Here is a 25,886-nt window from a genome sequence, read left to right on the forward strand (position 1 = left end):
AGCCTAATCCGGGCGGGGGGCCCCCCCCCTACCCGGGCCCCCACCTGGGGTGGGCCCCCCCCCCGCGGTTGGGGCCCCCCGGGGGGCCGCGGGGGGCGCCACCCCCCGGCCCGGCGGCGGCCTCGGCCACGGGGAGCTGCGGGGCCATGGCGAGCAGCAGTTGGACCGCCGGGGAGGCCGTCCGCGGGTTGTGGGCCAGACCCAGGGTGACGGTGGGAACCGGTCGGGTCAGCCTGCGCAGACAGACGCCCGGTATCCGGAAGACCCGGGCCCGCCCCTCGGGAATGGGCGCGATCCCGTACCCGGCCGCCACCGCCAGCAGCAGCTGCTCGTCGTCCGGCTCCTCGCGAACGATCCGGGGCGGCCCGTCGGGCCACAGCTGGCCGGTGATCAGCGCGTGCATCCCGGGGCCGTTCTCGCGCGGCCACAGCACGACCGGTTCGTCGCTGATGCGGCGCCGGCTGACCCTGGCGCGGCCGGCGGCGAGCGGATGGCCGGTGGGAACCGCCAGCAGCAGTTCCTCCTCGGCGACGACCCGGCAGGCCAGTTCGGGGACGTCCAGCGGCGGACGGACGAAGGCCGCGTCCAACCGCCCCGCGAGCAGCTCGCCGACGTTGTGGGCCGTCCAGCCGGTCTGCAGGGCGACGTCCACCCGGGGGTACCGCTCGCGGAACTCGGTCATCAGGGTGTCGGAGACACCGCCGCGGGCCGATCGGGTGTACGCCACCCGGAGGCTTCCCTGCCGCCCCTCGGCCACGGCCTTGATCCGCCGGTCGGCCTCGGCCACCTGGCCCAGCACCCGCCGGGCCTCCTCGGCGACCGCGCTGCCGATCGGGGTGAGCGTGCAGCCCCTGCTGGTGCGCTCGACCAGCTGCACACCGAGCTGCCGCTCCAGCGCCTTGATCTGCTGGCTCAGGGCCGGCTGCGCCACCCGCAGTCGGCGGGCGGCCCGGGTGAAGTTCAACTCCTCGGCCAGCACCGAGAAGTAGCGCATGCGGCGGAGGTCCACCGGTCGATGATAGGGCCGTCGGGCGGCGGTACGGCCTGCCGGGCGGTGAGGAGGCCGTCCGTCGGCGATAAGGCCGGCTTATCGCCGACGGACGGAACTCGTCTTGGACGCCTCCCGATCCGGCCCGCTTTCCTGGATCCAGCCGCCGCGGTCCGAGCCGGCGGCCGGTCGGGAGGAGGGGATCGACGTGGACGTCGTCGTGATCGGCAGCGGGGTCATCGGGCTCACCACGGCGCTGCGGCTGCAGGAGAAGGGCCTGCGGGTCGTGGTGGTGACGGCGGACGGACTGCTGTCAACGGTGTCGGCCGTGGCGGCGGCCGTCTGGTACCCGGTCGGAGTGGCGGCAAGCGACCGGGTGGCGGGCTGGTCCGCGGCCACTTTCGCCGAACTCGCCCGCCAGGCCGAGGACGGCGTGCCCGGCGTCGTCATGCGCGACACCTGGATGCCGGCGCTCGGGCGGCAGCCGGAGGGGGTGCCCTGGTGGGGCGCCGCCGTCCCGGACCTGCGCCGCCTGGAACCGGCCGAACTCGCGCCGGCGTACGCGGACGGCTGGCGCTTCACCGCCCCGACCGTGGAGATGCCGTTCTACCTGCCCTGGCTGCTCGGCCGTTTCCTGGACAACGGGGGCGACCTCGTCCACCGACGGCTCGACACCCTCCACCAGGCCCGCGCCTGGGCGCCCGTCGTGGTCAACGCCAGCGGGCTCGGCGCGCGGCAGCTGTGCGAGGACCCGGCGATGCGGCCGGTGCGCGGACAGCTCGTCCTGGTGCGCAACCCGGGCCTGCGGGCCTCCCTGCGGATCCAGGACGACCCGGCCGGGTACACCTACGTCCATCCGCGCAGCAGGGACGTCGTGCTCGGCGGCACCTTCGAGGAAGAGGACTGGGGCCTCGGGTCCGACGCGGAGACGGCCGCGGCGATCCTCGCCCGATGCGCGGTGCACGTGCCCGAACTGCGCGAGGCCGAGGTCATCGGCCACCCGGTGGGTCTACGGCCCGACCGGCGGGGCGGAGTCCGGCTCGAGGCCGAGGCGGCCGGCGCGGTGGGGACGCCGGTCGTGCACAACTACGGCCACGGCGGCGCGGGGGTGACGCTCAGCTGGGGGTGCGCGGACGACGCCGCGGAGCTCGCCGCGACGGCCGTGGGCTGAGGCGGGCGCGGGTGTGGTTGGCGTGTGGGGTCTCCGTGTCCGGCGCGATGGTGGTGATCGCGTTGTGGGGGACGATGATCTACCGGTGGTGAGAGGGGAGTTCGAGAGATGTCCGAGGCGAGGAAGCCGATCCTCTACGTCGTCGTGTGTGCGGCGGGGGTCGCGGGTGGGGTGGGGGAGTTGATCTCCGCCGCGCAGGGGCGGGGGTGGGACGTGGGGGTGGTGGCGACGCCTCTTGCCATGGGGTTCATAGATGTCGGCGCGATCGAAGCTCAGACGGGGTATCCGATTCGCTCCGCCTGGCGGAGGCCGGGGGATCCGCGGCCGTTGCCGGATCCGGAGGCGATCGTGGTGGCGCCGGCGACGTTCAACACGATCAACAAGTGGGTCGCCGGGATCTCGGACACGCTTGCGCTCGGGATTCTGTGCGAGTCGTACGGGTGGGGGATTCCGGTGGCGGTTCAGCCTTGCCTCAGTACGGCTCAGGCGGCGCATCCGGCGTATGAGGAGAGCCTGGCGAAGCTGCGGCGGATGGGGGTGCGGATCGCGGAGTACGTACCCGGGGCGTACAGCTGGACACGGGTGCTGGACCTGCTCGACAGCTGACAGGGTGGCTGGTCCGGCGTAGGGATCCTGGCAGGCTGCGCTGGCTCGGGGTGCACGCGATGTACGCCGCGTACCACGCCGCCGACCGGCAGGAGGCGGCCGGGCGGACCACCACCTCGCCGATCGCCCGGGTGGCGGACCTGGTCTCCGGGCGAACCTGACGGTCCGTTCGGATGACGCGTGCGGCCCGGTCGTCGCACGGTCCGCCGTGCACCGCCCACCGTTGAGGCGTGCTGAGGAGATCCCTGCCGGTCCTGGGCCTTGCCCTGCTGCTCTGCGCGCCCGCGAGCCGCGCGTACGCCGGGTCGTCGCAGGGGGAGGTGGTCGCCGTGGACCAGGCGTCCCGCCGCGTCCTCGTCCTGCGGGGAGCCGAGGAGCCGGCGGACTACCAGGGACCCGACCGGCCGCCTGTGGTGTGGTCCTGGGGAGCCGACCGGGCGGAGGACCTCGGTGACCTCGATCCCGCGGACAGCTGGACCAACCCGGACGAGGCGAAGAGCCGGATCCTGGACGGCCGCCGCTACCTGCTGACCACCGCCTCCGGAGGGCTCGCCGCGGTGGTGGACACCGCCACCGGCGGCAGCCGCTGGGCGGCGGACCTGGGCAGGGTCGCCAATCCGCACAGTATCGAGCTGCTTCCGGACGGCAACGTCGTGGTCGTCGCGAGCGGCGGCGGGTGGGTGCGGCTGTACGCGGCCTCGCAGGGGCGCCGGGCCACCACCCACGCGACCTTCCGCCTCCCCGGCGCGCACGGGGTCCTCCGGGACGGGCGGACCGGCCTGCTCTGGGCGCTCGGCGACGGCGAGCTGACCGCGCTGCGGGTCGGCGACGACCCGGCTGAGCCCACCCTGACCGCCGTCCGGAGCGCCCCGCTGCCCGATCGGGGCGGCCACGACCTGGCGCCCGTGCTGGGCGCGCCCGGCCGGTTCTGGGTGAGCACGCTGAACGGCCTCTGGCAGTACGACCCCGCCGCCGATCGGTTCACCCCCGTCCATCTGGCCGATCCCGCCGCCGAGCGGAAGGTCAAGAGCATCGGCGACGCCCCCCGCACCGGCCGGCTGCTCACGGTGGCGCCCGATCACAGCGGCCCGTGCGACTGGTGCGCCTCGGTGATCCGGCTGGACCGTCCGGAGGGGACGTGGACGCTGGGCGGTACCCAGCTGTACAAGGCGCGCTGGTGGGAGTCGCAATAGCAGATCAGTGGCGGACTGTAGTTGATCTTGCTCGGCGGGTCGGCGATACCACCCGTTCTGCTTACCGCGATCGGCTGATGGGGCGTATTGTGTACTCCCGCAAACTACTCCAATAGAAGTCAGTTTCCCGTCGCGGTCCGAAAACCATCTACGGACCCGCGCCGACTGGGATAGCGTCGAAGGCGTCGGGGGGTCGACACCGATCCGGTGTATTCGAACGTTAGCTACCGGGCCGTAACGGCTCGAATTGGTCATGGAGAAAAGCATGCGGAATTCCCCCAAGGAAAGCCGGTCGGACGTTATCGACGATCTGCAGCTCGCGGTCGACTCGCTGGCCGAATTCCCGGCCAGGAACGCGGCCGGCGCGGCCGATGTCACCGAGCGGCTCGCGGCCGTCGCCGAACTCTGCCGTTCGGTCGACGCGGTGCTCGACAGCCTGGTCGTCCAGGCGGCCGCCGAGGCCGCCGAGGAAGGGTGGACCGCGGCCCGGATGGCGGCCGAACACTCCGGCTACTACGCCAGGTTGCGGCGCGCGCTGCTCCCCGCCGGGGCCGCGGCCGGGCTGACGCGGCAGTGAGCGCGGTGTACGCCCGCGCGCACGTGCTGTCCTGCCCCACCCGGTGGAGCGACGTCGACGAGAACGGGCACATCAACAACGCCCGGCTGGTCGGCTACATCCAGGAGGGGATTTACGACCTGTTCTGCCACCACGCGACGGCCGTCCGGGAATCTCTTTTCCCGTCCGGATTCATTATCGCGCGGCACGAGATCGATTACCTGGAACAGCTCCACCACGGGCCCGAGCCATTGTCGGTGCGGCTGACCGTGGAACGGCTCGGGCGGAGTTCCGCCCAGGTCGAGGTGAATGTCTGCCGCGAGCCGCGCACCTTTATGCGGGCGCGGACCGTGGTGGTCGCGCGGGACCGGGAATCCGGCCGTTCGCGCAAACTCAGCGAGAACGAGCGCCGTTTTCTGTCGGCGTATATGACGGACTCGGCGCTCGGCGACGCCCTGGCCGTGCCCGGCCAGGCGACGGTGCCGGGCCCCCGCCTGCCGGCCCGGTCCGGTGGCGGCGGGGTCGGCTCCCCGCGCGGCGCGCGCAGACGGTGCCGGGCCTCGGCGGGCTGACCGACGCCGCTCGAACACGTGCGTTCCCGGGAGTTCCCGTGGATTCCCGGGTGTTCCCGTGCCGGTGACGGCGCGGGCCGGCGGCGTGATCGACAACGGCGTCGATCCGTCCGGCCGGCACGACGTCGGCGTCCGTCCGTCCGTCCACCCGTCCGACGCCGGCGTCCGCGTCAAGGTTCCGTTCGGGAACGGAGCTCCCGCCCGAATCCGCGGGTATCGGCCCGGCCCGACCGCAGTACGCTGATCAACGCGGGAACCGGCACGTCCCCCGGCGGTCACGGGCTGCGATGAGGCAGGCCCGTTGGGGCGATCGCCGCCGCCGGTCCGGCCGGATCCCGCCGACCGGATGGAGGACGCGATGACCATCTCCTGGGAGGACTTCCTCGCCCGCATCGTGGAGCGCGGCGAGTACCGGGGCGAAGCGGAGGCCGACCATGCGGCCCGGGTCGTGCTCGGTCTGCTCGGCGAGCACCTGGTGGGCGCCGAACGCCTCGCACTGGCCGACGCGCTGCCCGTGACGTACGCCCCGCTGCTGCGCGACGCGCAGCCGGCCGCCGAGCCGCTGACCGCCGAGCGTTTCGTGGACGCCGTGGTCGGCTGGATCGACGGGGCGACGCCGGCCACCGCGCAGTGGGACATCGGGGCGGTGCTCAGCACCGTGGCGGACCTGGTGCCGGGGGAACAGGTCGACCGGGTGATCGAGCAGCTCCCGGTGGGCTACGACCTGCTCTTCGGCCACCCCTTGCGGGCCTGAGGGCCTCCTACGCCGGTGGCCTACCGGCCCGTGGTGGCGCGGAACAGCTCCGAGCCCGGGCCGGTCAGCTCGACCGGCCCGGCGCCCGGCCGCAGGTAGGCGGACGCGCCCGCCGGCAGGTCGAGGTCCGGACGGCCGGGGGCACGCAGCCGGGCGCGGCCCGCGACACAGAGCAGGATCTGCGGGGTGGGCAGCTCGACGCGGACGGGGGAGTCGCCCGGGCGTAGTCGGGCGAGACGGAACTCCTCGGCGGGGGAGGGGAATTCGGCGGTCCGGACGTCGGCGGTGAGCACCGCGGGCGGGCCGGTGCGGAAGGCCGTGACCGTCAGCAGGCCGTCGACGTCGACGTGTTTGGCGGTGAGCCCGCAGCGCAGCACGTTGTCCGAGTTGGCCATCAACTCCACGCCGGTGCCCCGGAGGTAGGCGTGCGGCACCCCGGCGTCCAGGTACAGCGCCTGCCCGGCGGTGAGCCGGACGTGGTTGAGCAGCAGCGCGGCGAGCAGCCCGGCGTCGCCGGGGTACTGCTCGGCGACCCGGGCGTAGCCGGCGCAGGCCTCCCGGTACGGCCCGCCGGAGGCCGCCGTACGGGCCAAGGCCTCGGTGACGGTGGCGAGTTCGGCGGAACCGAAGGCGGGTTCGGCGGGGCCGGCGGCCAGGGCCTCGCGCAGCAGCGCGGGCAGCACCTCGGCGGCGGGCCGGGTACGCAGGGCGGCGGCCCAGGGGGCGAGCACGCCGAGGGCGTCCAGCAGCCGGGCGGTGTCGGCAGCCGGGCGGAAGCCGCAGAGGGCCTCGAAGTCGCCCAGTGCGCAGAGTAGTTCGGGCTTGTGCGCCCGGTCCTTGTACACCCGCCGGGGGGAGTCCAGCGGGATGCCCCGGGCCTCCTCGTCCGCGTAGCCGGCCTCGGCGTGGGCGCGGGTCGGGTGGACCTGGAGGGAGAGCGCCCGGTCGGCGGCCAGCACCTTGAACAGGAAGGGCAGCGCCGGACCGAACCGCCGTACGGTGTCCGGCCCCAGCAGTGCGTCCGGATCGGCGGCGATCAGCTCGTCGAGTGGCCGGCCGTTCAGCCGGGACGGCGCCGAAGGGTGCGCGCCCATCCACAGTTCGGCCTGCGGGGTGCCGTCGGGCCCGCTGCCGGTGAGCGCGGGGATGGCCGTGGTGGAGCCCCAGGCGTAGCGGCGGACCGGGTTGTCGAGCAGGGCGTAGGGCGGCATGGTGCGGGTCTCCGAACGGGGCGTGGCCCCGGCGGGCGGCGGGCGGTCAGCGGCAGAGCGCGGCCGCGCCGATCAGCCCGGCGTCGGTGCCGAGTTCGGCGCGCCGCACGTCCAGGCCGCGGATGTACGAGAGGGCGGCGTAGCGGTCCAGGTGGCGGGCGAGCGGGGTGAACAGCACCTCCCCCGCGGTGGCGACGCCGCCGCCGACCACCACCCGGTCGAGATCGACGAGGGCGGCCGTGGCGGCGATCCCGGCGGCCAGTGCCTGGGCGGCGCGGTCGAAGGAGGCGAGCGCGATCGGGTCGCCGGCCACGGCGGAGGCGGCGACGGCCCGGGCCGTCCGGTCGTCGGTGCCCGGAAGGCCCCGCCAGCCGTCGGCGAGGGCCCGGCGGGCGATCGCGGTGCCGCTGGCGAGGCCCTCCAGGCAGCCGCGCGAGCCGCACGGGCAGGGCTCGCCGTCCAGGTCGACGCTGATGTGGCCGAGGTGCCCGGCGTTGCCGCTGGGCCCCGGCCGGACGGCGCCGTCGAGCACCAGCCCGGCGCCGACGCCCGTCGAGACCACCAGGCAGAGCGCGTTGGCGGCGCCCCGGGCCGCGCCCTGCCAGTGCTCGGCGGCGGCCATCGCGACGCCGTCCCCGGCCAGGCGGACGGGCAGCGTCCGGGCGGCCACCGCCGGGTGCGCGGCGACCTCGGCGACCAGGGGGAAGGCGCGCCAGCCGGGGATGTTGACCGGGCTGACGGTGCCGTCGGCGAGGTCGACCGGGCCGGCGCTGCCGATCCCGACGGCCGTCACGGCGGCCCAGTCGGCCGTACCGGCCAGCTGGTCCAGCACCTTGTGCACGACGGCGAGCACGGCCGGGCCCGGCTCCCGCGCCGGGGTGGGCAGCTGGAGCCGGTGGCGCAGCCGGCCGTCGCCGTCGACCAGCGCGCCGGCGATCTTGGTGCCGCCGATGTCCACGGCGGCGAAGAGGGGGGTGAGCGGCACGGTGGGCTCCTGGGAGTGGGAGGGGCGGCGCCCCGGCCACGGGGGTCGGGGCGCCGCACAGCGTACGCGGCTCAGGCGGACAGTCGGTCAGTCGGCCTGCCGAGCCGCAGCACGACCGGTTCAGCCCGCGGCGCTGAGCCGCAGCGTGACGAGTTCGAACGGTCGCAGTGCCAGCCGCACCCCGCCGTCCTCCACCGCGACCTCCCCGCGGGTGCCGTCCCAGGGCCGCTCCAGCAGGTCGCAGGGGACGGCGCCGGCCAGCGGGAAGGAGGTGGTGAGCCGGCCCCGGGAGCGGCCGCCGCCCGCCTCGTAGACCCGGACGATCAGGTCCCCGCCGCGGTCGTCGGCGAGCTTGACCGCGCTGACCACCAGGGCGTCGTTGTCCAGCTCGACCAGCGGCGCGACCTGCTCGGCGCTGCCGGTGACCCGTCGCTCGGGCAGGCCGATCCGGTAGCCCTCGCGGACGGCGTCGGCGATCGCCGCGCCCGGGACCAGGGCGTGCCGGAAGCGGTGCAGGCCCTGGTCGGTCTTCGGGTCGGGGAAGCGCGGGGCGCGCAGCAGCGAGAAGCGGACCGTGGTGGTGGTGCCGCCGTCGCCGTCGCGCACGGTGCGGGTGACGTCGTGGCCGTAGGTGGAGGCGGTCACCAGGGCGACGCCCCAGCCGGGCTCGTCCAGGTGGACGAAGCGGTGGTTGCAGGCCTCGAACTTGGCGGCGTCCCAGCTGGTGTTGGTGTGGGTGGGCCGGTAGAGGTGGCCGAACTGGGTCTCGGCGGCGTAGCGCTCGGTGTGGATGTCCAGCGGGAACGCGGCCTTGAGGAACTTCTCGGTCTCGTGCCAGTCGACCTCGGTGTCGATGTCGAGCCGTCGCTCGCCGGCCCGCAGGGTGAGGGTCTGGACGATGGTGGAGGAGCCGAAGGAGCGCGCGATGCGGACCGAGGCCTGACCACCGGTGGCCGAGGCGGTGAGCGAGTCCACGCCGGTCAGGTCGGTGACGGTGTTGCGGTAGAACTGGTCGACGTCCCAGGCGTCCCACATGTTGGGGAAGTCGGGGTGCAGCTGGAGCAGGTTGGCGCGGCTGCCGGGGGCGACGCTCTCCCGGCCGCTCGCCGTCTCGACCACCGAACCGACCAGGCCGTCGGCGTCGACCACGACCTCCAGCAGGCCGTTGCGCAGCGTGAAGCCGCCCCCGTCCACCGGGGCCACCGAGCAGGCCGTACCGTCCTGGAGGGCGACCGCCGCCCCGCCCGCCGGAACGGCCGAGCGCGCGTGCGGCGCCGCGTTGAACACCAGCTCGCGCCCGCCCGAGGCGGCGCCGGCCAGGGCCCGCTGGGCCGCTTCGATCAGCGCCTCCAGCTCCCCCGCCAGCGCCGCGTACGTCGCCTCGGCCTCGCGGTGCACCCAGGCGATCGAGGAGCCGGGCAGGATGTCGTGGAACTGGTGCAGCAGGACGGTCTTCCAGATCCGGTCCAGCTGCTCGTACGGGTAGTCGGCGCCGGTGCGCAACGCGGCGGTGGCGCACCAGAGTTCGGCCTCGCGCAGCAGGTTCTCGCTGCGCCGGTTGCCCTGCTTGGTCCTCGCCTGGCTGGTCAGGGTGGCCCGGTGCAGCTCCAGGTAGAGTTCGCCGACCCAGACCGGCGGGTTCGGGTACTCGGCCTCCGCCTTGGCGAAGAACTCGGCGGGCTTCTCCCAGCGGACGGTGGCCGAGCCCTCGAGGCTCTTCATCCTGGCCGCCTTGGCGACCATCTCGCGGGTCGTCCCGCCGCCGCCGTCGCCCCAGCCGGTCGGGGCGAGCGAGTGCCGGGCCACCCCCTTGTCCTTGAAGTTCCGTGCCGCGTGGGCGATCTCGCTTCCCTTCATGGAGCAGTTGTAGGTGTCCACGGGCGGGAAGTGGGTGAAGATCCGGGTCCCGTCGATGCCCTCCCAGAGGAAGGTGTGGTGCGGGAACCTGTTGACCTGGCTCCACGAGATCTTCTGGGTCAGCAGCCACTTGGAGCCCGCGTTGCGGATGATCTGCGGCAGTCCGCCGGTGAAGCCGAAGGTGTCCGGCAGCCACGCCTCGTGGTTCTCGACCCCGAACTCCTCCAGGAAGAACCGCTTGCCGTGGACGAACTGACGGGCCATCGCCTCGGAGCTCGGCATGTTGGTGTCGGACTCCACCCACATGCCGCCGGCCGGGACGAACCGCCCCTCGGCCACCGCCTTGCGGACCCGCGCGTACACCTCGGGGCGGTGCTCCTTGATGCAGGCGTACTGCTGCGCCTGGGACATGGTGTAGAGGAAGTCCGGCTCGTCCTCCAGCAGGGCGGTCATATTGGCGGTGGTGCGGGCCACCTTGCGGACGGTCTCGCGCAGCGGCCAGAGCCAGGCGGAGTCGATGTGGGCGTGGCCGATCGCGCTGATCCGGTGCGCGGACGGCGCGGCGGGCGCGGCCAGGACGACCGCCAGCTCCGAACGGGCGGCGGCAGCGGTCCCGTTGACGTCCTGCAGGTCGACCGCGTCGAGGCAGCGCTCGACCGCGCGCAGGACCTCCCAGCGGCGGGCGTTGTCCACCGGCAGCTCGGCCATCAGCTCGCCGAGCACCTCCAGGTCCAGCGACAGCTGCCAGACCGTGTCGTCGAAGACCGCCAGGTCCATCCGGGCCAGCTTGTACTGCGGCTGGTCGCCGGCCGTCTCCTTGTCGCCCAACTCGGTGGGCAGGAAGGGGTGGTAGTCCAGGATCACCGGGTTGGCGGCCGCCTCGACGTGCAGCAGCACCTGCTCGCCGCCGACCGCCGGGGCGGCGATCCGCACCCACTGGTTGCGCGGGTTGAGGCCCTTCACCGGGCTGCCGTCCGCGCGGTAGACCAGGCCCTCGCACTGGAAGCCGGGCATGTTGGCGTCGAAGCCGAGGTCGATCAGCGCCTCGACCGTCCGCCCGGCCCAGGCCCCGGGGACGGTGCCGGTCACGGTCAGCCAGCTGGTGCCCCAGGGCGCGCCCCAGGCGTCGCCGACCGCGATCGGGGTGCGCGGCGCGGCCAGGCCCTCGGCGACCGGCACGGGCTCGCCGGGGGCGGCCCAGATCTCGACCTCCAGCGGGACGGACTCGGGGTAGACCGCCGGGAGGATGCGCTCCTCCAGGACGCGCTTGAGGCGGGACTCGACCAGGGTGCGGTCATCGTGCATGTCGGCAGGCTCCGTTGCGTGCTGGGGGACGGTGAGGACGGCTACAGGGAACGTACGTCGTCGGGGTGGACCACCTCGGTGATGCCGCGCGCGGCCAGGTGCGCCCGGTCGCCGGCGCGCTCGGCGAGCACGGTGGTCGGGCGGGCGCCCGCCTCGGCGAGGCGCATGAACGCCTCGTACACCGGGCCGCCGGGGCCGCAGACCGAGCGCCGGGGGGAGGTGACCTCGTCGCCGGCGGCCACCACCACGGCGGTGCCGCGGGGCTTGGGCGGCTGCCAGGCGCGACGGGCCTCGGCGGCGGCCTCGGCGAGCCGGGCGCCGGCCGGCTTGACCCGCCGGTCCGTGGTCAACAGGCCGAGGCTGTACTCGAGTTCGGGGAAGTCGGCGAGCGAGCGGTGCACGTCGTGCGAGCACCACCAGGTGACGCCCCACAGGTCCGGGCAGTCCAGCACGGCCTCGACGGTCGCGCCGGTGAACCGGGCCGCGTCCTCGGCGCCGATGTGCGGGGCGGGCGCGCCGACCTCCTGCAGCCAGACCGGGCGGGCCGGGTCGTCCGCCCAGGCCTTGGACAGCTCCACCAGGTAGGCGGCGTGCTCGGTGGTGGCGGTGGACCGGGCGCCGTAGCGCTGGGCGGTGCCGTTGAAGACCCAGGAGTGCACGGCGGTGGCGGCGCCCAGCCGGGCCGAGTGCCAGGGGGTGAACGGGTGCCCGTCCAGGTACCAGGCGGCGTCGTAGGAGGCGTGCAGGTGCAGCCGCCCGGGCGCGCCCTGCTCGCAGGCGGCGAGCATCCGGCGCAGCCAGGCCTCGGCCTCGGCGGGGGTGACCCGGTCCGGGTCGGGGTGCGGGGCGCCGGAGAACTGGTTGATCTCGTTGCCGAGCGTCATCCCGAGGAAGTTGGGCCGCTCGCACAGCGCCCCGGCCAGGGTGCGCAGGTAGGCGGCCTGGCCGTCGAGGACCTCAGGGTCGGTGAAGATGTTCCGCCGGTGCCAGGTCCGGGTCCAGGAGGGCAGGAAGTCGAAGCTCGACAGGTGGCCCTGCAGACCGTCCACCGCGACGTCCAGGCCGCGCTCGCCGGCCGCGTCCACGAGGGCGGTCAGCTGCTCGACGGCGCGCGGGCGGATCAGGGTGCGGTTGGGCTGGAACAGCGGCCAGAGCGGGAAGACCCGGAGGTGGTCCAGGCCCAGGGCGGCGATGGAGTCGAAGTCGGCGCGTACGGCGTCGAGGTCGAAGTCGAGCCAGTGGTGGAACCAGCCGGCGCTGGGGGTGTAGTTGACGCCGAAGCGCGGAGGGGTGGTCACGTTGGGATTCCTCAACTCGGTTGGGGAGTGACGGAGACGGGCTCATCCCTTGACGGCTCCCTCCTCGACGCCCTTGAAGAAGAAGCGCTGGCAGACGCCGAACACCACGACGATCGGCAGGAAGGCGATCATGGTGCCGGCCGCGATCAGCCGGGGGTTGGCGGAGAAGGTGCCGTTGAGGTACTGGAGCCCGACGGTGAGGGTGTACTTCTGCGGGTCGTTGAGCACGATCAGCGGCCAGAGGAAGTCGTCCCAGGCGCCGATGAAGGTGAAGATGACGATCACGCTGAGCATGCCGCGCACACTGGGCAGGCCGATGTGCCACAGCCGCTGCCAGACGTTGGCGCCGTCGACCAGCGCGGCCTGGTCGAGCTCGGCCGGTACGGCGGCGAACGCGGTGCGCATCAGCAGCACGTTGAGCATCGCGATCGCGCCGGGCAGGGCGACGCCGGCCAGGCTGTCGGCCAGGCCGAGGCTGCGCACCAGCACGTACTGGGAGACGATGGTGACCTCGCCGGGCAGGACCAGGGTGGCCAGGAAGAGGCCGAGGACCAGTTTGGCGCCGCGGAAGCGCAGCCGGGCCAGCGCGTAGCCGGCGAGGGTGCAGCCGACCACGTTGCCGGTGATGCAGACGGCGGCCACGATCAGCGAGTTGAGGGCGTAGGTCCACACCGGGACGGTGTCGGCGACCCTGCCGTAGTTGCCGAGGGTGGGCTGGTCGGGGACGAAGCTCGGGGTGCGGGTGAAGACGTCCTCGGCGGGGCCCTTGAGGGAGGTGGAGAGCTGCCACAGGAAGGGGCCGATGACCAGCAGCAGGACGAGGGCCAGGAGCAGGTAGCGGGCGGCGGTCCGGGCGGGGGAGGGGGTGTTGAAGCCCCGTGCGGCCTTCGGGCGTCCGGCGCTCCTCGCTGCGCGGACGGCGGTCTCGGGTTCGCGGACGGTGGTCACGGGGTCAGGCCGCCTTCCGGTTCAGCCGCATCAGGAACAGCATCGGGCCGAGGGTGATGACGAACAGCAGCAGGCTGAGCGCGGAGGCGTAGCCCAGGTGGCCGTTGAAGCCGCGGCTGTACATCTGGATCAGCATCACCACTGACATGTCCCGGCCGCCGGGCCCGCCCTGGCCGTTGGAGAGCACGTACAGCTCGGAGAACACGCGCAGCGAACTGACCGAGATGAGGGCCGAGATCAGCACCATGGTCGGGCGCACCCCGGGCAGGGTGACGTGCCAGAACCGGCGCAGCGAGCCGGCGCCGTCCACGGCCGCCACCTCGTGCAGCTCGCGCGGGACGTTGGCGAGGGCGGACAGGTAGATGACCATGTAGTAGCCGAGGCCCTTCCAGACGGTCAGGGCGATCGCGCTGAACAGCAGCAGCCAGCGGTCGGTGAGGAAGGAGACCGGGGAGTGGGCCAGCCCGGTCTGCTGGAGCAGGCCGTTGACCAGGCCGCGGTCGTCCAGCACCCAGCCCCAGATCAGCGCCACCACGACGGCGGAGGCGATCACCGGGGTGTAGAAGGCGGTGCGGAAGAAGGTGATGCCGGGGATGCGGCGCTGGACGAGCAGGGCGAGCAGCAACGGCAGGACGGTCAGCAGGGGGAGGCAGGCCAGCATGAAGACGATGCTGTTGAGCAGGGCGTCGGCGAGCTGGTCGTCGTCGAGCAGGCGGCCGTAGTTCTCCAGGCCGGTGAACTGCCCGCCGCCCAGGGGCTTGGCGTTGGTGAAGGACAGGATCACCGTGTTGACGGCCGGCCAGAGGTTGAAGACGGCCAGCCAGAGTATCGCGGGCCCGGCGAGCAGCCAGGGAGTGAACCAGCGCCGGTGGGTCATGCCGTCTGCCTTCCTGGGGCCTGGGGACGTGCGCTTCCTGCCCGGGGCGGCGGGTGTGGGGGAGACCCGCCGCTTCGCCGGTCCTGTCCTTGGGTCCGGGCGTCAGCCCTTGAGTAGCTTGTCGCACTGCTCGACGGCGGAGTCCAGGGCCTGCTGGGAGCTCGCGTCACCGCTGATGGCCAGGGCGATCTGCTGGTTGATGACGGTGCTCATCGCGTCGTCGACCTGGACGGGCTGGATCAGCTTGGCCTTGGCGAGCGAGGTGAAGGCGATCACCTTGGCGTCGCCCGCGTTGGTGCCGTCGCTCTTGCTGAAGAACGGGTCGTTCGACGAGGCCTTGGTGGACGGGAAGATGCTGGTCAGGTGGGCGAAGGTGGCCTGGTTCTCGGCGCTGGTGACCCAGCGGGCGAGGGCGACCGCGGCGGCCGGGTTCTTGGTGCTCCTGGGGATGGACAGGCCCTGGACGTACAGCGGCGGGGTGGCCAGCGCGGGGGAGGGGACGACCTTCGGGGCGAGCGTCGGGTTGTCGGTGGCGAGGCTGGTGATGTAGTTCGCGCCGGCGGTGGTCCAGGCGGCGGTGCCGGCGTTGAACAGCTTGGAGTTGCCGGCGTAGGTGTTGGTCAGCACGTCCTTGGGGAGCAGGCCCTCCTTGAAGGCGTCGCGGTACTTGTCGAGCAGCGCGGCGGCCTCGGGGGTGTTGAAGGTGAAGGACTTGCCGTCGTCGGCCATGATCTTCACGCCGGCGTTGTAGAGGTCGCCGAGGCCCGGCTTGCGGCTCATCAGGTAGGTCTGGCCGCCGGACTTCTCCTTCATCACCCGCGCCTGGGCGATCAGCTCGTCCAGGGTGGTGGGGAGCTTCTTCGGGTCCAGGCCGTTCTTCGTGAGGAGTTCCGAACTCCAGTAGTTCACATCGGTGTTGAGGTACCAGGGGTAGCCGAAGGTGCCGTTCTGGCCGGTGAAGCGGTAGGCGTCGACCCCGCCGGGGACGTACTCGTCGGCGAGCTTCGGGTCGGCCTTGGCCACGTCCAGCAGGAGGTCCTTCCTGGCCAGCGGGAGGGCGAAGTCCGGCGGGAGGTTGACCACGTCGGGCAGGGTGTTCGAGGCTGCCTGGCTGAGCACCTTGTCGGAGTAGCCGTCGCCGGGCTGGTCCAGCCAGTCGACCTCGACGCCGGGGTACTTCTTCTTGAAGCCGTCGATCACGCCCTGCATGTAGTCGGTGAACTTGGGCTTGAGCGCCCAGGTCTGGAGCGAGAGCTTGCCCTTGACCTCACCGGTGGCGGCCGCACTCGCCACGCTGTCGCTGCTCTTGCCGTCGCCGGAACCGAGTCCGCAGCCGGTGAGGGCCGCCGCGGTGAAGGCCGTTGTCGTCAGTGCCGCCCAGATTCTTCGCATGAGGGTCTCCCGGTCCTGGGGGTGGGTGGGGATGGCGCGCGCGGAACATCAGAATCTGACGAACTAAACCGGTCTAGCTATGGCAGGGACTATGCTCCCGCCTAAACTTGGCTGTCAAGAGAAGGGGTCGGGTTCTGTGGGCAGACCGACGATCGCCGACATCGCGCGCCAGGCCGGCGTCTCCAAGGGCGCGGTGTCCTTCGCGCTCAACGGCCGCCCGGGGGTCAGCGAGGCGACCAGGGCCCGGATCCTGCGGGTGGCCGAGGAGATGAACTGGCGGCCGCACAGCGCCGCGCGCGCCCTCGGCGGGGCCAAGGCGGACGCCGTCGGCCTGGTGATCGCCCGCCCCGCCCGCACCATCGGCGTCGAGCCGTTCTTCAGCCAGCTGCTCTCCGGCCTGCAGGCCGTGCTCTCGGCCAGCTCGGTCGCGCTGCACCTGATGGTCGTCGAGGACACCGCCGCCGAGATCGAGGTCTACCGGCGCTGGGCCTCCGAGCACCGGGTGGACGGCTTCATCGTGGTCGACCTGCAGGTCAAGGACCCGAGGCTGCCGGTGCTGGACGAACTCGGGCTGCCCGCCGTCGTCCTGGGCGGGCCCGGCAAGGGCGGCAACCAGCTGCGGATCTGGGCCGACGACCGGGAGGCGATGCTCTCCATCGTCGACTACCTGGCCGCCATCGGGCACCGCCGGATCGGCCACCTGGCCGGACTGCCGCACTTCCAGCACACCCAGCGGCGGATCCGCGCGCTGCGCGACGCCTCGCGCCGGCTCGGACTGGAGGAGGCGGTCTCGGTGCCCACCGACTTCAGCGACGCCGAGGGCGCGGCGGCCACCCGCACCCTGCTCTCCCGGGCCAGGCGGCCCACCGCGATCGTCTACGACAGCGACGTGATGGCCGTCGCCGGGCTCGGCGTGGCGGGGGAGATGGGCGTCGCGGTGCCCGGCGAGCTGTCCATCGTCTCCTTCGACGACTCGGTGCTCGCCCGGATCGTCCACCCGCCGCTGACCGCGCTCAGCCGGGACACCTTCGCGCTCGGCGAGCAGGTCGCGCGCAGCCTGCTGGAGGCGGTGGACGGGACCGGGCCCGGACGGGACCTGCAGATGCCCACGCCCCGACTGACCGTACGGGAGTCCACCTCGCCGCCGGGTGCCGCGCCGCACTCACCGGTCGGAGTGGTCGCTGCGCGAGTCGTTGACACGGGTTCTGAACCGGTTTAGCCTCGCTGCGCCGAGGGGGTCCGGTCCTGCGCACTGTCCGCTGTCATGTTCGCTTGTCATGTCCGCTGAGTTTCCCCCTCGCGATGAGCACCGCCACGCCCGCATGCACCCGGGCCTGCCGCTGCCGGTGGGCCCGGCCCCACCCACTCCGCTCGATCGGAGCCACCGCATGTCAAGACGTTTCCCCCTGCTGCTCAGCGCCGCGCTCGCGACGGCCGCGCTGGGCGTCGTCCCCGCCGCCCAGGCCGCTCCTGTTTCGGCCTCGCCGGTCGCCGCCGCCTCCGGGAGCCAGCCCTACGCCTCGTACTGGTACCCCAGCACCATCCTGAACTGGGACCCGGCCACCGACCCGGACGCCCGGTTCAACCGCTCCCGCGTCCCGCTCCAGCCGCGCACCAGCGACCCGGCCCTGGCCGCCAACCCCAACGCGCATGCGGGCGAAGGGAAGATCGCCTCACTGGTCTCCTTCGCCCCCACCTCCAACAACCCCTCCCAGGGCTCCGCCGACCCCAACTACTACGCCTTCGGCTACTGGCAGTACGTCGACAAGCTGGTGTTCTGGGGCGGCTCGGCCGGCGAGGGCCTGATCCTCGCCCCCAACCCGACCGTCATCGACGCCGCCCACCGCAACGGCGTGAAGGTCTACGGCACCGTCTTCTTCCCGCCCACCGCGTACGGCGGCCGGCTCCAGTGGGTGCGCGACTTCGTCCAGAAGTCCGGCGACCGTTACCCCGTCGCCGACAAGCTGGCCCAGGCCGCCCAGTACTACGGCTTCGACGGCTGGTTCATCAACCAGGAGACCGGCGGCGGCGATTCGGGCCTCGCGACCGAGCTGCAGAAGCTGATGCAGTACACCAAGGCGCAGAGCGGCACCGACTTCATGTGGTACGACGCGATGACGACGTCGGGCGCGGTCGACTGGCAGAACGCCCTCACGCCGGCCAACTCGCCGTTCCTGCAGGACGGTCCGAAGCGCACCTCGGACTCGATGTTCCTCAACTTCGGCTGGACGCCCGACGGTCTGGACTCCTCCCGGACGCTGGCCCGGCAGCTCGGCCGCAGCGAGTACGAGCTGTACTCCGGCATCGACACCGAGGCCAACGGCTACAACACCTCCGTCGACTGGAACACCCTCTTCCCGTCCGGACAGCCGCACACCACCTCGCTCGGCCTCTACCGGCCCGAGTGGACCTGGAAGTCCGCCACCGACCGCGCCGACTTCTACGCCAAGGACGCCCGCTACTGGGTCGGCGCCAACAACGACCCCTCGAACACCGACCTCTCCAGCAGCTGGCCCGGCCTGGCTGGCTACGTCGCCGAGTCCTCACCGGTCACCGCCAAACCCTTCGTCACCAATTTCAACACCGGCCAGGGCGACTTCTACAACGCGGCCGGCACCCGGGTCGCCACCGGCGGCTGGAACAACCTCTCGCTCCAGGACGTCCCGCCGACCTACCGCTGGGTGGTCAACTCCACCGGCAGCAAGCTGAGTCCGTCCGTCGACTTCACCGACGCCTATCAGGGCGGCTCCTCGCTGCGGCTGACCGGCACCCTGGACGCCGCCAACACCGTGCGGCTGTACGAGACCAGCCTGCCGGTCGCGGCGAACACCAAGCTCGACCTGGTGGTCAAGACCCCGACCGCCGGACCGACCAAGCTCAAGGCCGCCCTCTCCTTCACCGACTCCCCGGGCAGCTTCACCACCGTGGACGTCGGCGACGACTCCGGCACCGGCTGGGAACGCCACACCCTCGACCTCTCCCCGTACGCGGGCCGGACCATCTCCCAGCTCGCCCTCCAGGCGGACGGCACCGACCCGGCGTACGACCTCCGAGTCGGTCAAGTCGCCGTCCACGACGGGGCGATGGAGACCCCGGCCGCCCCGAGCGGGCTGACCGTCCTCGGTGCGAGCGACGTGACCGCGGGCGTCAGCCAGTCGCTGCGGCTCTCCTGGACGGCCGCACCCGGCGGCAACGTCCACCACTACGAGGTGTACCGGCGCAACGCGGACGGCAGTCGCACCTTCCTGGGCGCCACGCCCAACGACGCGTACTTCGTCGGGAAACTCGACCGGGCCGGGACCGAGGCCGCCACCACGTTGGACGTCGAGGCGGTGTCCACCACGTACGGGCGCTCCACCGCCGCCTCCACCACGGTGAGTTGGACCGGAACGCCGCCCACCTCCACCAACCTGGCGCTGAACCGCCCGGCCACCGCCTCCGGTCAGTGCAACGCCAACGAGGGACCGGCCAAGGCCGTCAACGGCAGCGTCAGCGGCGGGAACAGCGACAAGTGGTGCACGCTGACCTCCTCCAAGTGGATTGAAGTGGACCTCGGTTCGGCGAAGAAGCTGAACAAGTTCGTGGTCAAGCACGCCCAGGCGGGCGGCGAGAGCGCCTCGTACAACACCCGGGACTTCTCCATCCAGGTCCGGTCCAACACGACCGACCCCTGGACGACCGTCGCCACCGTGACCGGCAACACGGCCGGAACCACCACCCACCCGGTGAACACCACCGCCCGCTACGTCCGGCTGGTCGTCACCAAGCCGACCCAGAACAGCGATCCGGCCGCCCGCATCTACGAGTTCGAGGCCTGGGGAGCCTAGACCCACCCGCTTCTTCGGATCTCCGGAAAGGAACCACCCCCGTGCCGGTCACCACCATCACCGCCGTCGAGAGCACCGACCTGTTCGTCGGCCCCGAGGACGCCCCGCGCCAGATCCTGCGGGTGACGATCGAGGGCCCGGCCGCCCGGATCACCGTCCGCGGCCCGGGCGTCCACGGCGAGGCGACCGGCACGGGGCTGGTCGACGTCCCGCTGGAGATCACCGGCGCGGACGTCGGCGACCAACTGCCCGTCACCGTACGGGCGGGGGCGGCGACGACCGAGGCGCTCGTGGAGGTCGCCGAGCCCGGCTGGACGATGTTCCTGGTCTCCCACTTCCACTACGACCCGGTCTGGTGGAACACCCAGGCCGCCTACACCTCGCCGTGGGAGCTGCTCTCGGCCGACGCCACCACCCGGCCGCTGTGGGAGCGCAACGGCTTCGCCCTCGTGGACGCCCATCTGGATCTCGCGCTGCGGGACCCGGTGTACAAGTTCGTGCTCGCGGAAGTCGACTACCTGAAGCCGTACTTCGATCAGCACCCGGAGCGCCGCGAGATCCTGCGCCTGCTGCTGGAGCGCGGTCAGGTCGAACTCGTCGGCGGCACCTACAACGAGCCGAACACCAACCTGACCGGTGCCGAGACGACCATCCGCAACATCGTCTACGGCATCGGCTACCAGCGCGACATCCTCGGGGGCGATCCGCAAACCGCTTGGCAGCTCGACGTGTTCGGGCACGACCCGCAGTTCCCCGGCCATCTGGCCGCGGCCGGCCTCACCGGTAGCGCCTGGGCCCGCGGGCCGTTCCACCAGTGGGGCCCGATCCAGAAGAACTTCCGCCAGGGCAAGGACGACGCCCGGGTGATGCAGTTCCCGAGCGAGTTCGAATGGATCGCGCCCGGCGGGGAGGGCGTGCTCACCCACTACATGCCCCACCACTACTCGGCCGGTTGGTGGATGGACTCCTCCCCGGACCTCGCCACGGCCGAGCAGGCCGTGTACGAGCTCTACCGGAAGCTCAAGCCGGTCGGGGCGACGAAGAACCTGCTGCTGCCGGTCGGGACGGACTACACCCCGCCGAACAAGTGGGTCACCGAGATCCACCGCTCCTGGGCCGCCAAGTACCTCTGGCCGCGCTTCGTGTGCGCCACCCCGCGCGACTTCCTCGACGCCGTCCGGGCCGAATTGTCTGTGAGCGGCCGCCGACTCAGCCCGCAGACCCGTGACATGAACCCGGTGTACACCGGCAAGGACGTCTCGTACATCGACACCAAGCAGGCGCAACGGGCGGGTGAGGTCGCGGCGGTGGACGCGGAGAAGCTCGCCACGCTGGCCGCTGTCCACGGGCTCGGACGCTACCCGGCGGCCGCGCTCGACAAGGTGTGGCGCCAACTCGCCTACGGCGCCCACCACGACGCGATCACCGGCTCCGAGTCGGACCAGGTGTACCTGGACCTGCTCGGCGGCTGGCGGGAGGCGTACGACCTGGCGTCGGCCGTGCGGGACGCGGCGCTGGACGCGCTGACGGCGCGGATCTCGACGTCGGGGGAGGGGGCGGCGGTGGTGGTGACCAACACGCTGTCGTTCGACCGGACGGACCTGGTGGTGGTCGAACTCCCCGACGGTGTGCGGTCGGTGCGGGTACTCGAGGAGGCGGGCTCGCCGGTGCCGAGCGTCGTCGACCGGGGGACGCTGCGCTTCCTGGCCGAGGACGTTCCGGCGCTCGGCTGGCGGACCTGGCGGCTGGTCGAGGGCGCCGCCGTCTCGGCCTGGACGTCCGCCGAGGGCGCGGTGATCGCCAACGCCCGCTACCGGGTGACGGCCGACCCGGCGCGCGGCGGCGGGCTCTCCTCGGTGTACGACCTGCTGCACGAACGGGAGTTGATCCAGGACGGCCGGATCGGCAACGAGCTGCGGGTGTACGAGGAGTACCCGCAGCACCCCGACTTCGGCGAGGGCCCGTGGCACCTGGTGCCCAGCGGGCCGGTGGTCGGCTCCGGCGCCGCCGGGGCGTCGGTCCGGCGGGAGACCGGCCCGCTCGGCGAGCGGCTGGTGATCGCGGGGACGGTCGACGGGGTCCGCTACGAGCAGACGGTCACGCTGTGGCGGGACCTCGACCGGGTGGACTGCCGGACCAGGGTCGTGGACTACTCCGGCGCCGACCGGCTGCTGCGGCTGCGCTTCCCGGTGGACGTGCCCGGCGGACTCCCGGTCAGCGAGGTCGCGGGAGCGGTCATCGGGCGCGGCTTCGCGATGCCGGACGTGGACTCGGCGGAGGCGCCGTGGACGCTGGACAATCCGGCCAACACCTGGTTCGGGCTGGGTGCCACGGCGCGGGTGGAGCTCACCGATCCGGTGGGGACGGTGGTCGGCTCGCGGGCGCTGGGCGTGGCGGAGGTGGTCGTACCGACGCTGGACGACGCCGTGGACGCCCGGCCACTGGTGGTCGCTCTCGCCCGGGTCGGGGTCACCGCCACCACCTCGGGGGCGGACTGGGCGCGGTACGGGTGGCTGGACGTGGACTCCAACCTGCCGGACTTCCGGATCGTCGTCGGCGGGCCGGAAGTCAACGATGCCGCAGGGGAGTTGATCGAGCAGGCGGGGGAGGAGTACGCGGCGGTACTGAAGGCGCACGGCGCGGTGTGGGTACCGGCGCTGACGCCGCTCGCCGAGGTGTGGCGACCGGACGCCGACCTGCGGGACCTTCGCTCCCTGCCCGTGCTGGTCGTGTCCGATGTGGCGGCGTTGGCGGACGACCTCGCGGACGCGCGGATCACCGCCGTCTGCCCGGCGGTCGTGACCGACCAACTCGCCGACCACACCGTGGCCCTGCTCAGCTTCGGCCTGCCAGGCTTCGCGGTGGACACCACCGGCGCGTTGCACCTGTCACTGATGCGCTCCTGCACCGGCTGGCCGTCGGGGGTGTGGATCGATCCGCCCCGGCGCACCCTGCCGGACGGCGCCTCCTTCCAGCTCCAGCACTGGACGCACGAGTTCACCTATGCGTTGGTCGGCGGCGACGGCGACTGGCGGGCGCAGACGCTGCCCGCGCAGGGGCAGGAGTTCAACCACCCGCTGTACGCGCGGGTCGTGAACGCGCAGGAGGGGCCGCTGCCGGCCACACTGTCCTGGCTGCGGGTCGAACCGCAGCGCGAGGTGCTCCTCGGCGCGCTCAAGCCGGCCGGGAACCCGATCGCGCACGGTTCGGCTTCCGCGGAGGGCGGGCGGGACCTCACCGTCCGGCTGGTCGAGTCCACCGGCCTCGGGCGGACGGCGCAGTTCGGCGGCGCGCTCGGCCTGGACGAGGTGCGGCCCGCCGACCTGCTGGACCGCCCGCTCGGGGAGCCGGCCGATGTCCTGGACCTCGCCGGTTCGCAGATCGCCACCCTGCTCGCGGCTCCTGCGGTGACGGCGGAGGCCGACGGCCCCGTGCTCGGCCCGGTCGCCGAGCCCGCCCAGCCCGTCCACGCCCGCTACTGGCTGCACAACCGTGGCCCGGCACCGCTCGGGTACCTGCCGGTGTCGGTCGGCGCCTCGCCGGGGCTGCTGCGGACGGCGGGGGAGGCGGTGACGTTCTCGGTCGCGCTCTCCTCGCAGCTCCGCGACGCCGCCGTCGAGGGCACGGCCGTCGTCCTGCCGCCCGAGGGCTGGGCGTCGAGCCTCGGCAGCCGCCCGTACCGGCTGGAGGCGGGCGGGCACCTGCGCTTCCCGGTCACCCTGACCCCGCCGGCGGACGTCGAACCCGGGCTGCACTTCGCCGCCGTCCGGATCGAGCACGACGGCCAGCAGATCGAGGACGTGGTCACGATCGCCGTCGGCGACCTGCCCGAGCTGTTGCCCGTCCCTGGGGACACCCCCGAGGACTGGACGGCGGCCCAGGGCACCAAGGCGCCGAACGGTCGGGACACCGGCCTGTCCGTCGACGTCTCCCACGAGTCCCTGCACCTGGCCCCCGGCGGTCGCACCACCCTCGGCCTCACCCTCACCAACCGCACGCGCGGCGAGATCCGGGGCGAACTCCAACTGGTCTCCCCGTGGCGCGCCTGGGAGGCCATCGCCGACCCGGTCCGCGGCTTCACCGTCCCGGCCGGCTCCTCCGTGACCGTCGACGTCGAAGTCGCGGCCCCCGAGCCCACCGACCCCGGCGCGTACTGGGCGCTGGCCAAGGTCATGTGGTTCGGCCGCTGCCAGTACGCGCCGGCCGTCGCCCTGGTGGTGGAGGCATGACTCTCGGCCTGCTCGACGGACACCCCCTCCCTCGCACGGCTCTCGACGAGCGCCTCGCCGCCCTCCGGAACGGCCCACGCTCCACCGCGCTGCCCCAGCCGGGCAGCTCGGAGGACCGCCAGCTCGTCCGCTGGGTCGCTCAGGTACTCCTCACCGAAGCCCTCTGCGAGGCGGTCGCCGCGGAACGCGAGCTGCCCGTCAGCGAATCCGGCCCCGCCCGCCTCGACCAACAGGCCGCCGTCGAACTCGGCTCCATCACGGCCGCCGCCTTCGAGGGCAGCGCAGCCGTGCGGGCCGTCTACGAGGCGGTCACCGCCGAGGTCGAGCCCTCACCCGACCACATCGCCCACTACCGCGCCCTGATCAGTCGCCCGCCGGCCACCCGCTGGCACCTCGCCCTCCCCGAGGGCGCCTTCGAAGCCGACCCGGACACCCTCCCCGTGGCCCTCGCCGAGGCCCTCCGCGCCGCGCTGCCGGGTGAGTGGGTCACCGTGGGCCCCTGGAAGGCCGCCCTCCTCGCCACCCTCACCATCCCGCAGAACCATGACCCCACCTTCGCCCTGCGCGACGCCGCCCGCCGAGCCGCCTTCGTCCGCTGGCTCGACCGCGAACGCGCCCAACGCCTCACTGCGGTGGAGGGATTGGAACACCCCGGAGACCCCGGCCAGCCCGACAACCACCACCGCCACTGAGAGGAGCGCCGGTTCGCCCGCGGCGCGCACGTCCCGCGACGACAGTTGAACGGAGTGAGCGTGGAAAGCTCGTGGATTCGATCAACCGGCGCCGGACCCCGATCGGTCTGGACCGCCGCATGGTGACCGTACTCGTGAACGGACTTCCGGGAGCGGGGAAGACCACCCTCGCTCGGGATCTGGCGCGGCAGTTGAGACTTCCGCTGTTCAGCAAGGACTCCGTCAAGGAAACCCTGGCCGACGTTCTCGGGGTGGAACCCGCAGCCGGTACCTCCGCGCGCGAGTGGAGCGGCGTCCTGGGGCGCGCGGCGGCGGAGACGCTGTGGACGCTGCTGAAGTTCGCGCCCGACGGCGCCGTGCTGGAGAGCCCATGGCTGGGCCATGTGCGCCAGTTCGCGATCGCGGGACTGGCCCGGGCGGGGGTGGAGGAGGTCCAGGAGGTCTGGTGCGACGTGCCGTTGGAGGTGGTGCGACGCCGTTACGCCGAGCGAGCCGCGAGCAGGCACCCGGTGCACCTCGATGACCGGCCGGACTCCGACGAGCGGTGGGAGCTGTGGAGCCGGACGGCCGAGCCCTTGGGCCTCGGGCCGGTACATCGCGTCGACACGACCCGCCCGGTGGACATTCCGCTGCTTGCGAAGCGGATCAGGGAGACGAGCGGCGATGCCGGCCAGGCGATAATGGCCCGCCATGACGAGCGATGAATTCTCGGCCGGTCCGGCGTTGCGCCGAGTACTGGCCAAGGCGGGCGGACCGGAACTGCTGGACCTGCTGGCCAAGGGGCTGACCGGGACGGAGCTGACCACGCTGCTCCTGGAAGTCTTCCGACGCCGCGCCGATCGGCTCACCCCGGCCGAGGTGATGCGGCGCTATCGCACCGACCGGTTCGTGACCCCGGCCCCGACAGGCTTCGCGCACATACGACGAGCCGAAGACTTCCTGCTCTCGGCGCTGCCGGATGACTTCCAGATGCTCACCTTGGCTCCGCTCGTCCCCCTGGCAGCGCATACGGCGGTCGCGACCGTCGACCCGCGCAAGGTCGTCGCCACCATTCGTGGCAGCGAGGTCGCAGCCGACCCGACCAATGCCCTGGCCCTGGAGGCGGCCCAGCGGAGATCCCAGGCCCTGGCCGCCGATCCCCGCTCGGCCGCGCCGGTCCGGCTGGCCGCCAGCCAACGAGTCGTGCGTGCCCAGCACTTCGACGCGCCCGGCATGCTCGCCCACTTCCAACTGTTCGCCCTGGTGACCGCCGGCCGGGACACCGGCAGCCGGACCTTCGAGCAACAGCACCTGGTCGAGCACCTACGTTTCGCCGTCCGGGCGATGGCAAGTGCCGGAGTGCGCCAGACCGAGATCCGCATCACCTGCCTCGACGAGTCCGCCGCCCCGATCCTGGCCCGCACACGTACAGAGCTGGCCGGAACA

The 25,886-nt window shown here is 72.8% G+C and carries 20 protein-coding genes; 12 read left to right on the top strand and 8 right to left on the bottom strand.

Annotation, left to right across the window (positions count from 1 at the left end; all coding sequences use genetic code 11):
• Positions 1 to 28 precede the first annotated feature (28 nt).
• On the bottom strand, positions 29 to 1,009 hold the full coding sequence (locus ACFVWU_RS36980; RefSeq protein WP_387629171.1) for a LysR family transcriptional regulator: 981 nt from the start codon (positions 1,007 to 1,009) through the stop codon (positions 29 to 31).
• 187 nt (positions 1,010 to 1,196) lie between these two features.
• Here ACFVWU_RS36980 and ACFVWU_RS36985 point away from each other — a divergent pair, with 187 nt between their 5' ends.
• From ACFVWU_RS36985 to ACFVWU_RS37010, 6 genes are all read left to right on the top strand, one after another.
• Entirely contained in the window at positions 1,197 to 2,159 is a 963-nt protein-coding gene (locus tag ACFVWU_RS36985; RefSeq protein WP_387629172.1) for an FAD-dependent oxidoreductase, read from the top strand.
• Between the two features lie 108 nt (positions 2,160 to 2,267).
• Complete coding sequence (locus tag ACFVWU_RS36990; protein WP_387629174.1) at positions 2,268 to 2,765, top strand: flavoprotein; 498 nt, start codon at positions 2,268 to 2,270, stop codon at positions 2,763 to 2,765.
• A gap of 230 nt (positions 2,766 to 2,995) precedes the next feature.
• On the top strand, positions 2,996 to 3,958 hold the full coding sequence (locus tag ACFVWU_RS36995) for a DUF6528 family protein (RefSeq protein ID WP_387629177.1): 963 nt from the start codon (positions 2,996 to 2,998) through the stop codon (positions 3,956 to 3,958).
• 265 nt (positions 3,959 to 4,223) lie between these two features.
• A complete protein-coding gene (locus tag ACFVWU_RS37000) occupies positions 4,224 to 4,535 on the top strand; it encodes a hypothetical protein (protein WP_387629178.1) in 312 nt (103 codons plus the stop codon).
• The gene (locus ACFVWU_RS37005) at positions 4,532 to 5,086 is read left to right on the top strand and encodes an acyl-CoA thioesterase (RefSeq protein ID WP_387629180.1); all 555 of its coding nucleotides are present in this window, start codon (positions 4,532 to 4,534) and stop codon (positions 5,084 to 5,086) included. Before ACFVWU_RS37000 ends, ACFVWU_RS37005 begins: the two co-directional genes overlap by 4 nt.
• Before the next feature lie 358 nt (positions 5,087 to 5,444).
• Positions 5,445 to 5,840, top strand: coding sequence for a DUF2267 domain-containing protein (locus tag ACFVWU_RS37010; protein ID WP_387629183.1), 396 nt, complete (start codon positions 5,445 to 5,447; stop codon positions 5,838 to 5,840).
• 20 nt (positions 5,841 to 5,860) lie between these two features.
• On the opposite strand, the gene manA is transcribed toward ACFVWU_RS37010, so the two are convergent.
• The 7 genes from manA to ACFVWU_RS37045 form a co-directional block, all read right to left on the bottom strand.
• On the bottom strand, positions 5,861 to 7,051 hold the full coding sequence (manA, locus tag ACFVWU_RS37015) for a mannose-6-phosphate isomerase, class I (RefSeq protein ID WP_387629186.1): 1,191 nt from the start codon (positions 7,049 to 7,051) through the stop codon (positions 5,861 to 5,863).
• 46 nt (positions 7,052 to 7,097) lie between these two features.
• A complete protein-coding gene (locus tag ACFVWU_RS37020) occupies positions 7,098 to 8,036 on the bottom strand; it encodes an ROK family protein (protein WP_387629188.1) in 939 nt (312 codons plus the stop codon).
• Positions 8,037 to 8,156: 120 nt separating this feature from the next.
• Positions 8,157 to 11,198 carry an alpha-mannosidase gene (locus tag ACFVWU_RS37025; RefSeq protein WP_387629191.1) on the bottom strand — a complete coding sequence of 1,014 codons (3,042 nt, stop codon included), beginning with the start codon at positions 11,196 to 11,198 and terminating at the stop codon, positions 8,157 to 8,159.
• A 41-nt stretch (positions 11,199 to 11,239) separates the two neighbouring features.
• On the bottom strand, positions 11,240 to 12,496 hold the full coding sequence (locus ACFVWU_RS37030) for a glycosyl hydrolase (protein ID WP_387629193.1): 1,257 nt from the start codon (positions 12,494 to 12,496) through the stop codon (positions 11,240 to 11,242).
• A gap of 42 nt (positions 12,497 to 12,538) precedes the next feature.
• Entirely contained in the window at positions 12,539 to 13,444 is a 906-nt protein-coding gene (locus tag ACFVWU_RS37035) for a carbohydrate ABC transporter permease (RefSeq protein WP_387629194.1), read from the bottom strand.
• 4 nt (positions 13,445 to 13,448) lie between these two features.
• Positions 13,449 to 14,321: a carbohydrate ABC transporter permease gene (locus ACFVWU_RS37040; protein WP_387629197.1), complete on the bottom strand. Its 873-nt coding sequence runs from the start codon at positions 14,319 to 14,321 to the stop codon at positions 13,449 to 13,451.
• Between the two features lie 102 nt (positions 14,322 to 14,423).
• Positions 14,424 to 15,713: an ABC transporter substrate-binding protein gene (locus ACFVWU_RS37045; RefSeq protein ID WP_387629200.1), complete on the bottom strand. Its 1,290-nt coding sequence runs from the start codon at positions 15,711 to 15,713 to the stop codon at positions 14,424 to 14,426.
• Between the two features lie 136 nt (positions 15,714 to 15,849).
• Here ACFVWU_RS37045 and ACFVWU_RS37050 point away from each other — a divergent pair, with 136 nt between their 5' ends.
• From ACFVWU_RS37050 to ACFVWU_RS37075, 6 genes are all read left to right on the top strand, one after another.
• Positions 15,850 to 16,932: a LacI family DNA-binding transcriptional regulator gene (locus tag ACFVWU_RS37050; protein WP_387629203.1), complete on the top strand. Its 1,083-nt coding sequence runs from the start codon at positions 15,850 to 15,852 to the stop codon at positions 16,930 to 16,932.
• 169 nt (positions 16,933 to 17,101) lie between these two features.
• The gene (locus ACFVWU_RS37055) at positions 17,102 to 19,540 is read left to right on the top strand and encodes a discoidin domain-containing protein (RefSeq protein ID WP_387629206.1); all 2,439 of its coding nucleotides are present in this window, start codon (positions 17,102 to 17,104) and stop codon (positions 19,538 to 19,540) included.
• A gap of 41 nt (positions 19,541 to 19,581) precedes the next feature.
• The gene (locus ACFVWU_RS37060; protein ID WP_387629208.1) at positions 19,582 to 23,769 is read left to right on the top strand and encodes an NEW3 domain-containing protein; all 4,188 of its coding nucleotides are present in this window, start codon (positions 19,582 to 19,584) and stop codon (positions 23,767 to 23,769) included.
• Positions 23,766 to 24,461, top strand: coding sequence for a hypothetical protein (locus tag ACFVWU_RS37065; RefSeq protein WP_387629211.1), 696 nt, complete (start codon positions 23,766 to 23,768; stop codon positions 24,459 to 24,461). Before ACFVWU_RS37060 ends, ACFVWU_RS37065 begins: the two co-directional genes overlap by 4 nt.
• Positions 24,462 to 24,532: 71 nt before the next feature.
• Positions 24,533 to 25,165: an AAA family ATPase gene (locus tag ACFVWU_RS37070; RefSeq protein ID WP_387629214.1), complete on the top strand. Its 633-nt coding sequence runs from the start codon at positions 24,533 to 24,535 to the stop codon at positions 25,163 to 25,165.
• The coding region (locus ACFVWU_RS37075; RefSeq protein WP_387629215.1) for a hypothetical protein at positions 25,152 to 25,886 on the top strand (735 nt) is incomplete at its 3' end. The genes ACFVWU_RS37070 and ACFVWU_RS37075, both read left to right, overlap by 14 nt.

It is taken from the genome of Kitasatospora sp. NPDC058190 (assembly GCF_042883685.1).
GTDB lineage: Bacteria > Actinomycetota > Actinomycetes > Streptomycetales > Streptomycetaceae > Kitasatospora.

Coding starts and splice junctions, on each gene's coding strand:
- ACFVWU_RS36990 (WP_387629174.1), top strand. CDS start 2,268: ATGTCCGAGGCGAGGAAGCCGATCCTCTACGTCGTCGTGTGTGCGGCG.
- ACFVWU_RS37000 (WP_387629178.1), top strand. CDS start 4,224: ATGCGGAATTCCCCCAAGGAAAGCCGGTCGGACGTTATCGACGATCTG.
- ACFVWU_RS37010 (WP_387629183.1), top strand. CDS start 5,445: ATGACCATCTCCTGGGAGGACTTCCTCGCCCGCATCGTGGAGCGCGGC.
- manA (WP_387629186.1), bottom strand. CDS start 7,051: ATGCCGCCCTACGCCCTGCTCGACAACCCGGTCCGCCGCTACGCCTGG.
- ACFVWU_RS37025 (WP_387629191.1), bottom strand. CDS start 11,198: ATGCACGATGACCGCACCCTGGTCGAGTCCCGCCTCAAGCGCGTCCTG.
- ACFVWU_RS37040 (WP_387629197.1), bottom strand. CDS start 14,321: ATGACCCACCGGCGCTGGTTCACTCCCTGGCTGCTCGCCGGGCCCGCG.
- ACFVWU_RS37045 (WP_387629200.1), bottom strand. CDS start 15,713: ATGCGAAGAATCTGGGCGGCACTGACGACAACGGCCTTCACCGCGGCG.
- ACFVWU_RS37055 (WP_387629206.1), top strand. CDS start 17,102: ATGTCAAGACGTTTCCCCCTGCTGCTCAGCGCCGCGCTCGCGACGGCC.
- ACFVWU_RS37065 (WP_387629211.1), top strand. CDS start 23,766: ATGACTCTCGGCCTGCTCGACGGACACCCCCTCCCTCGCACGGCTCTC.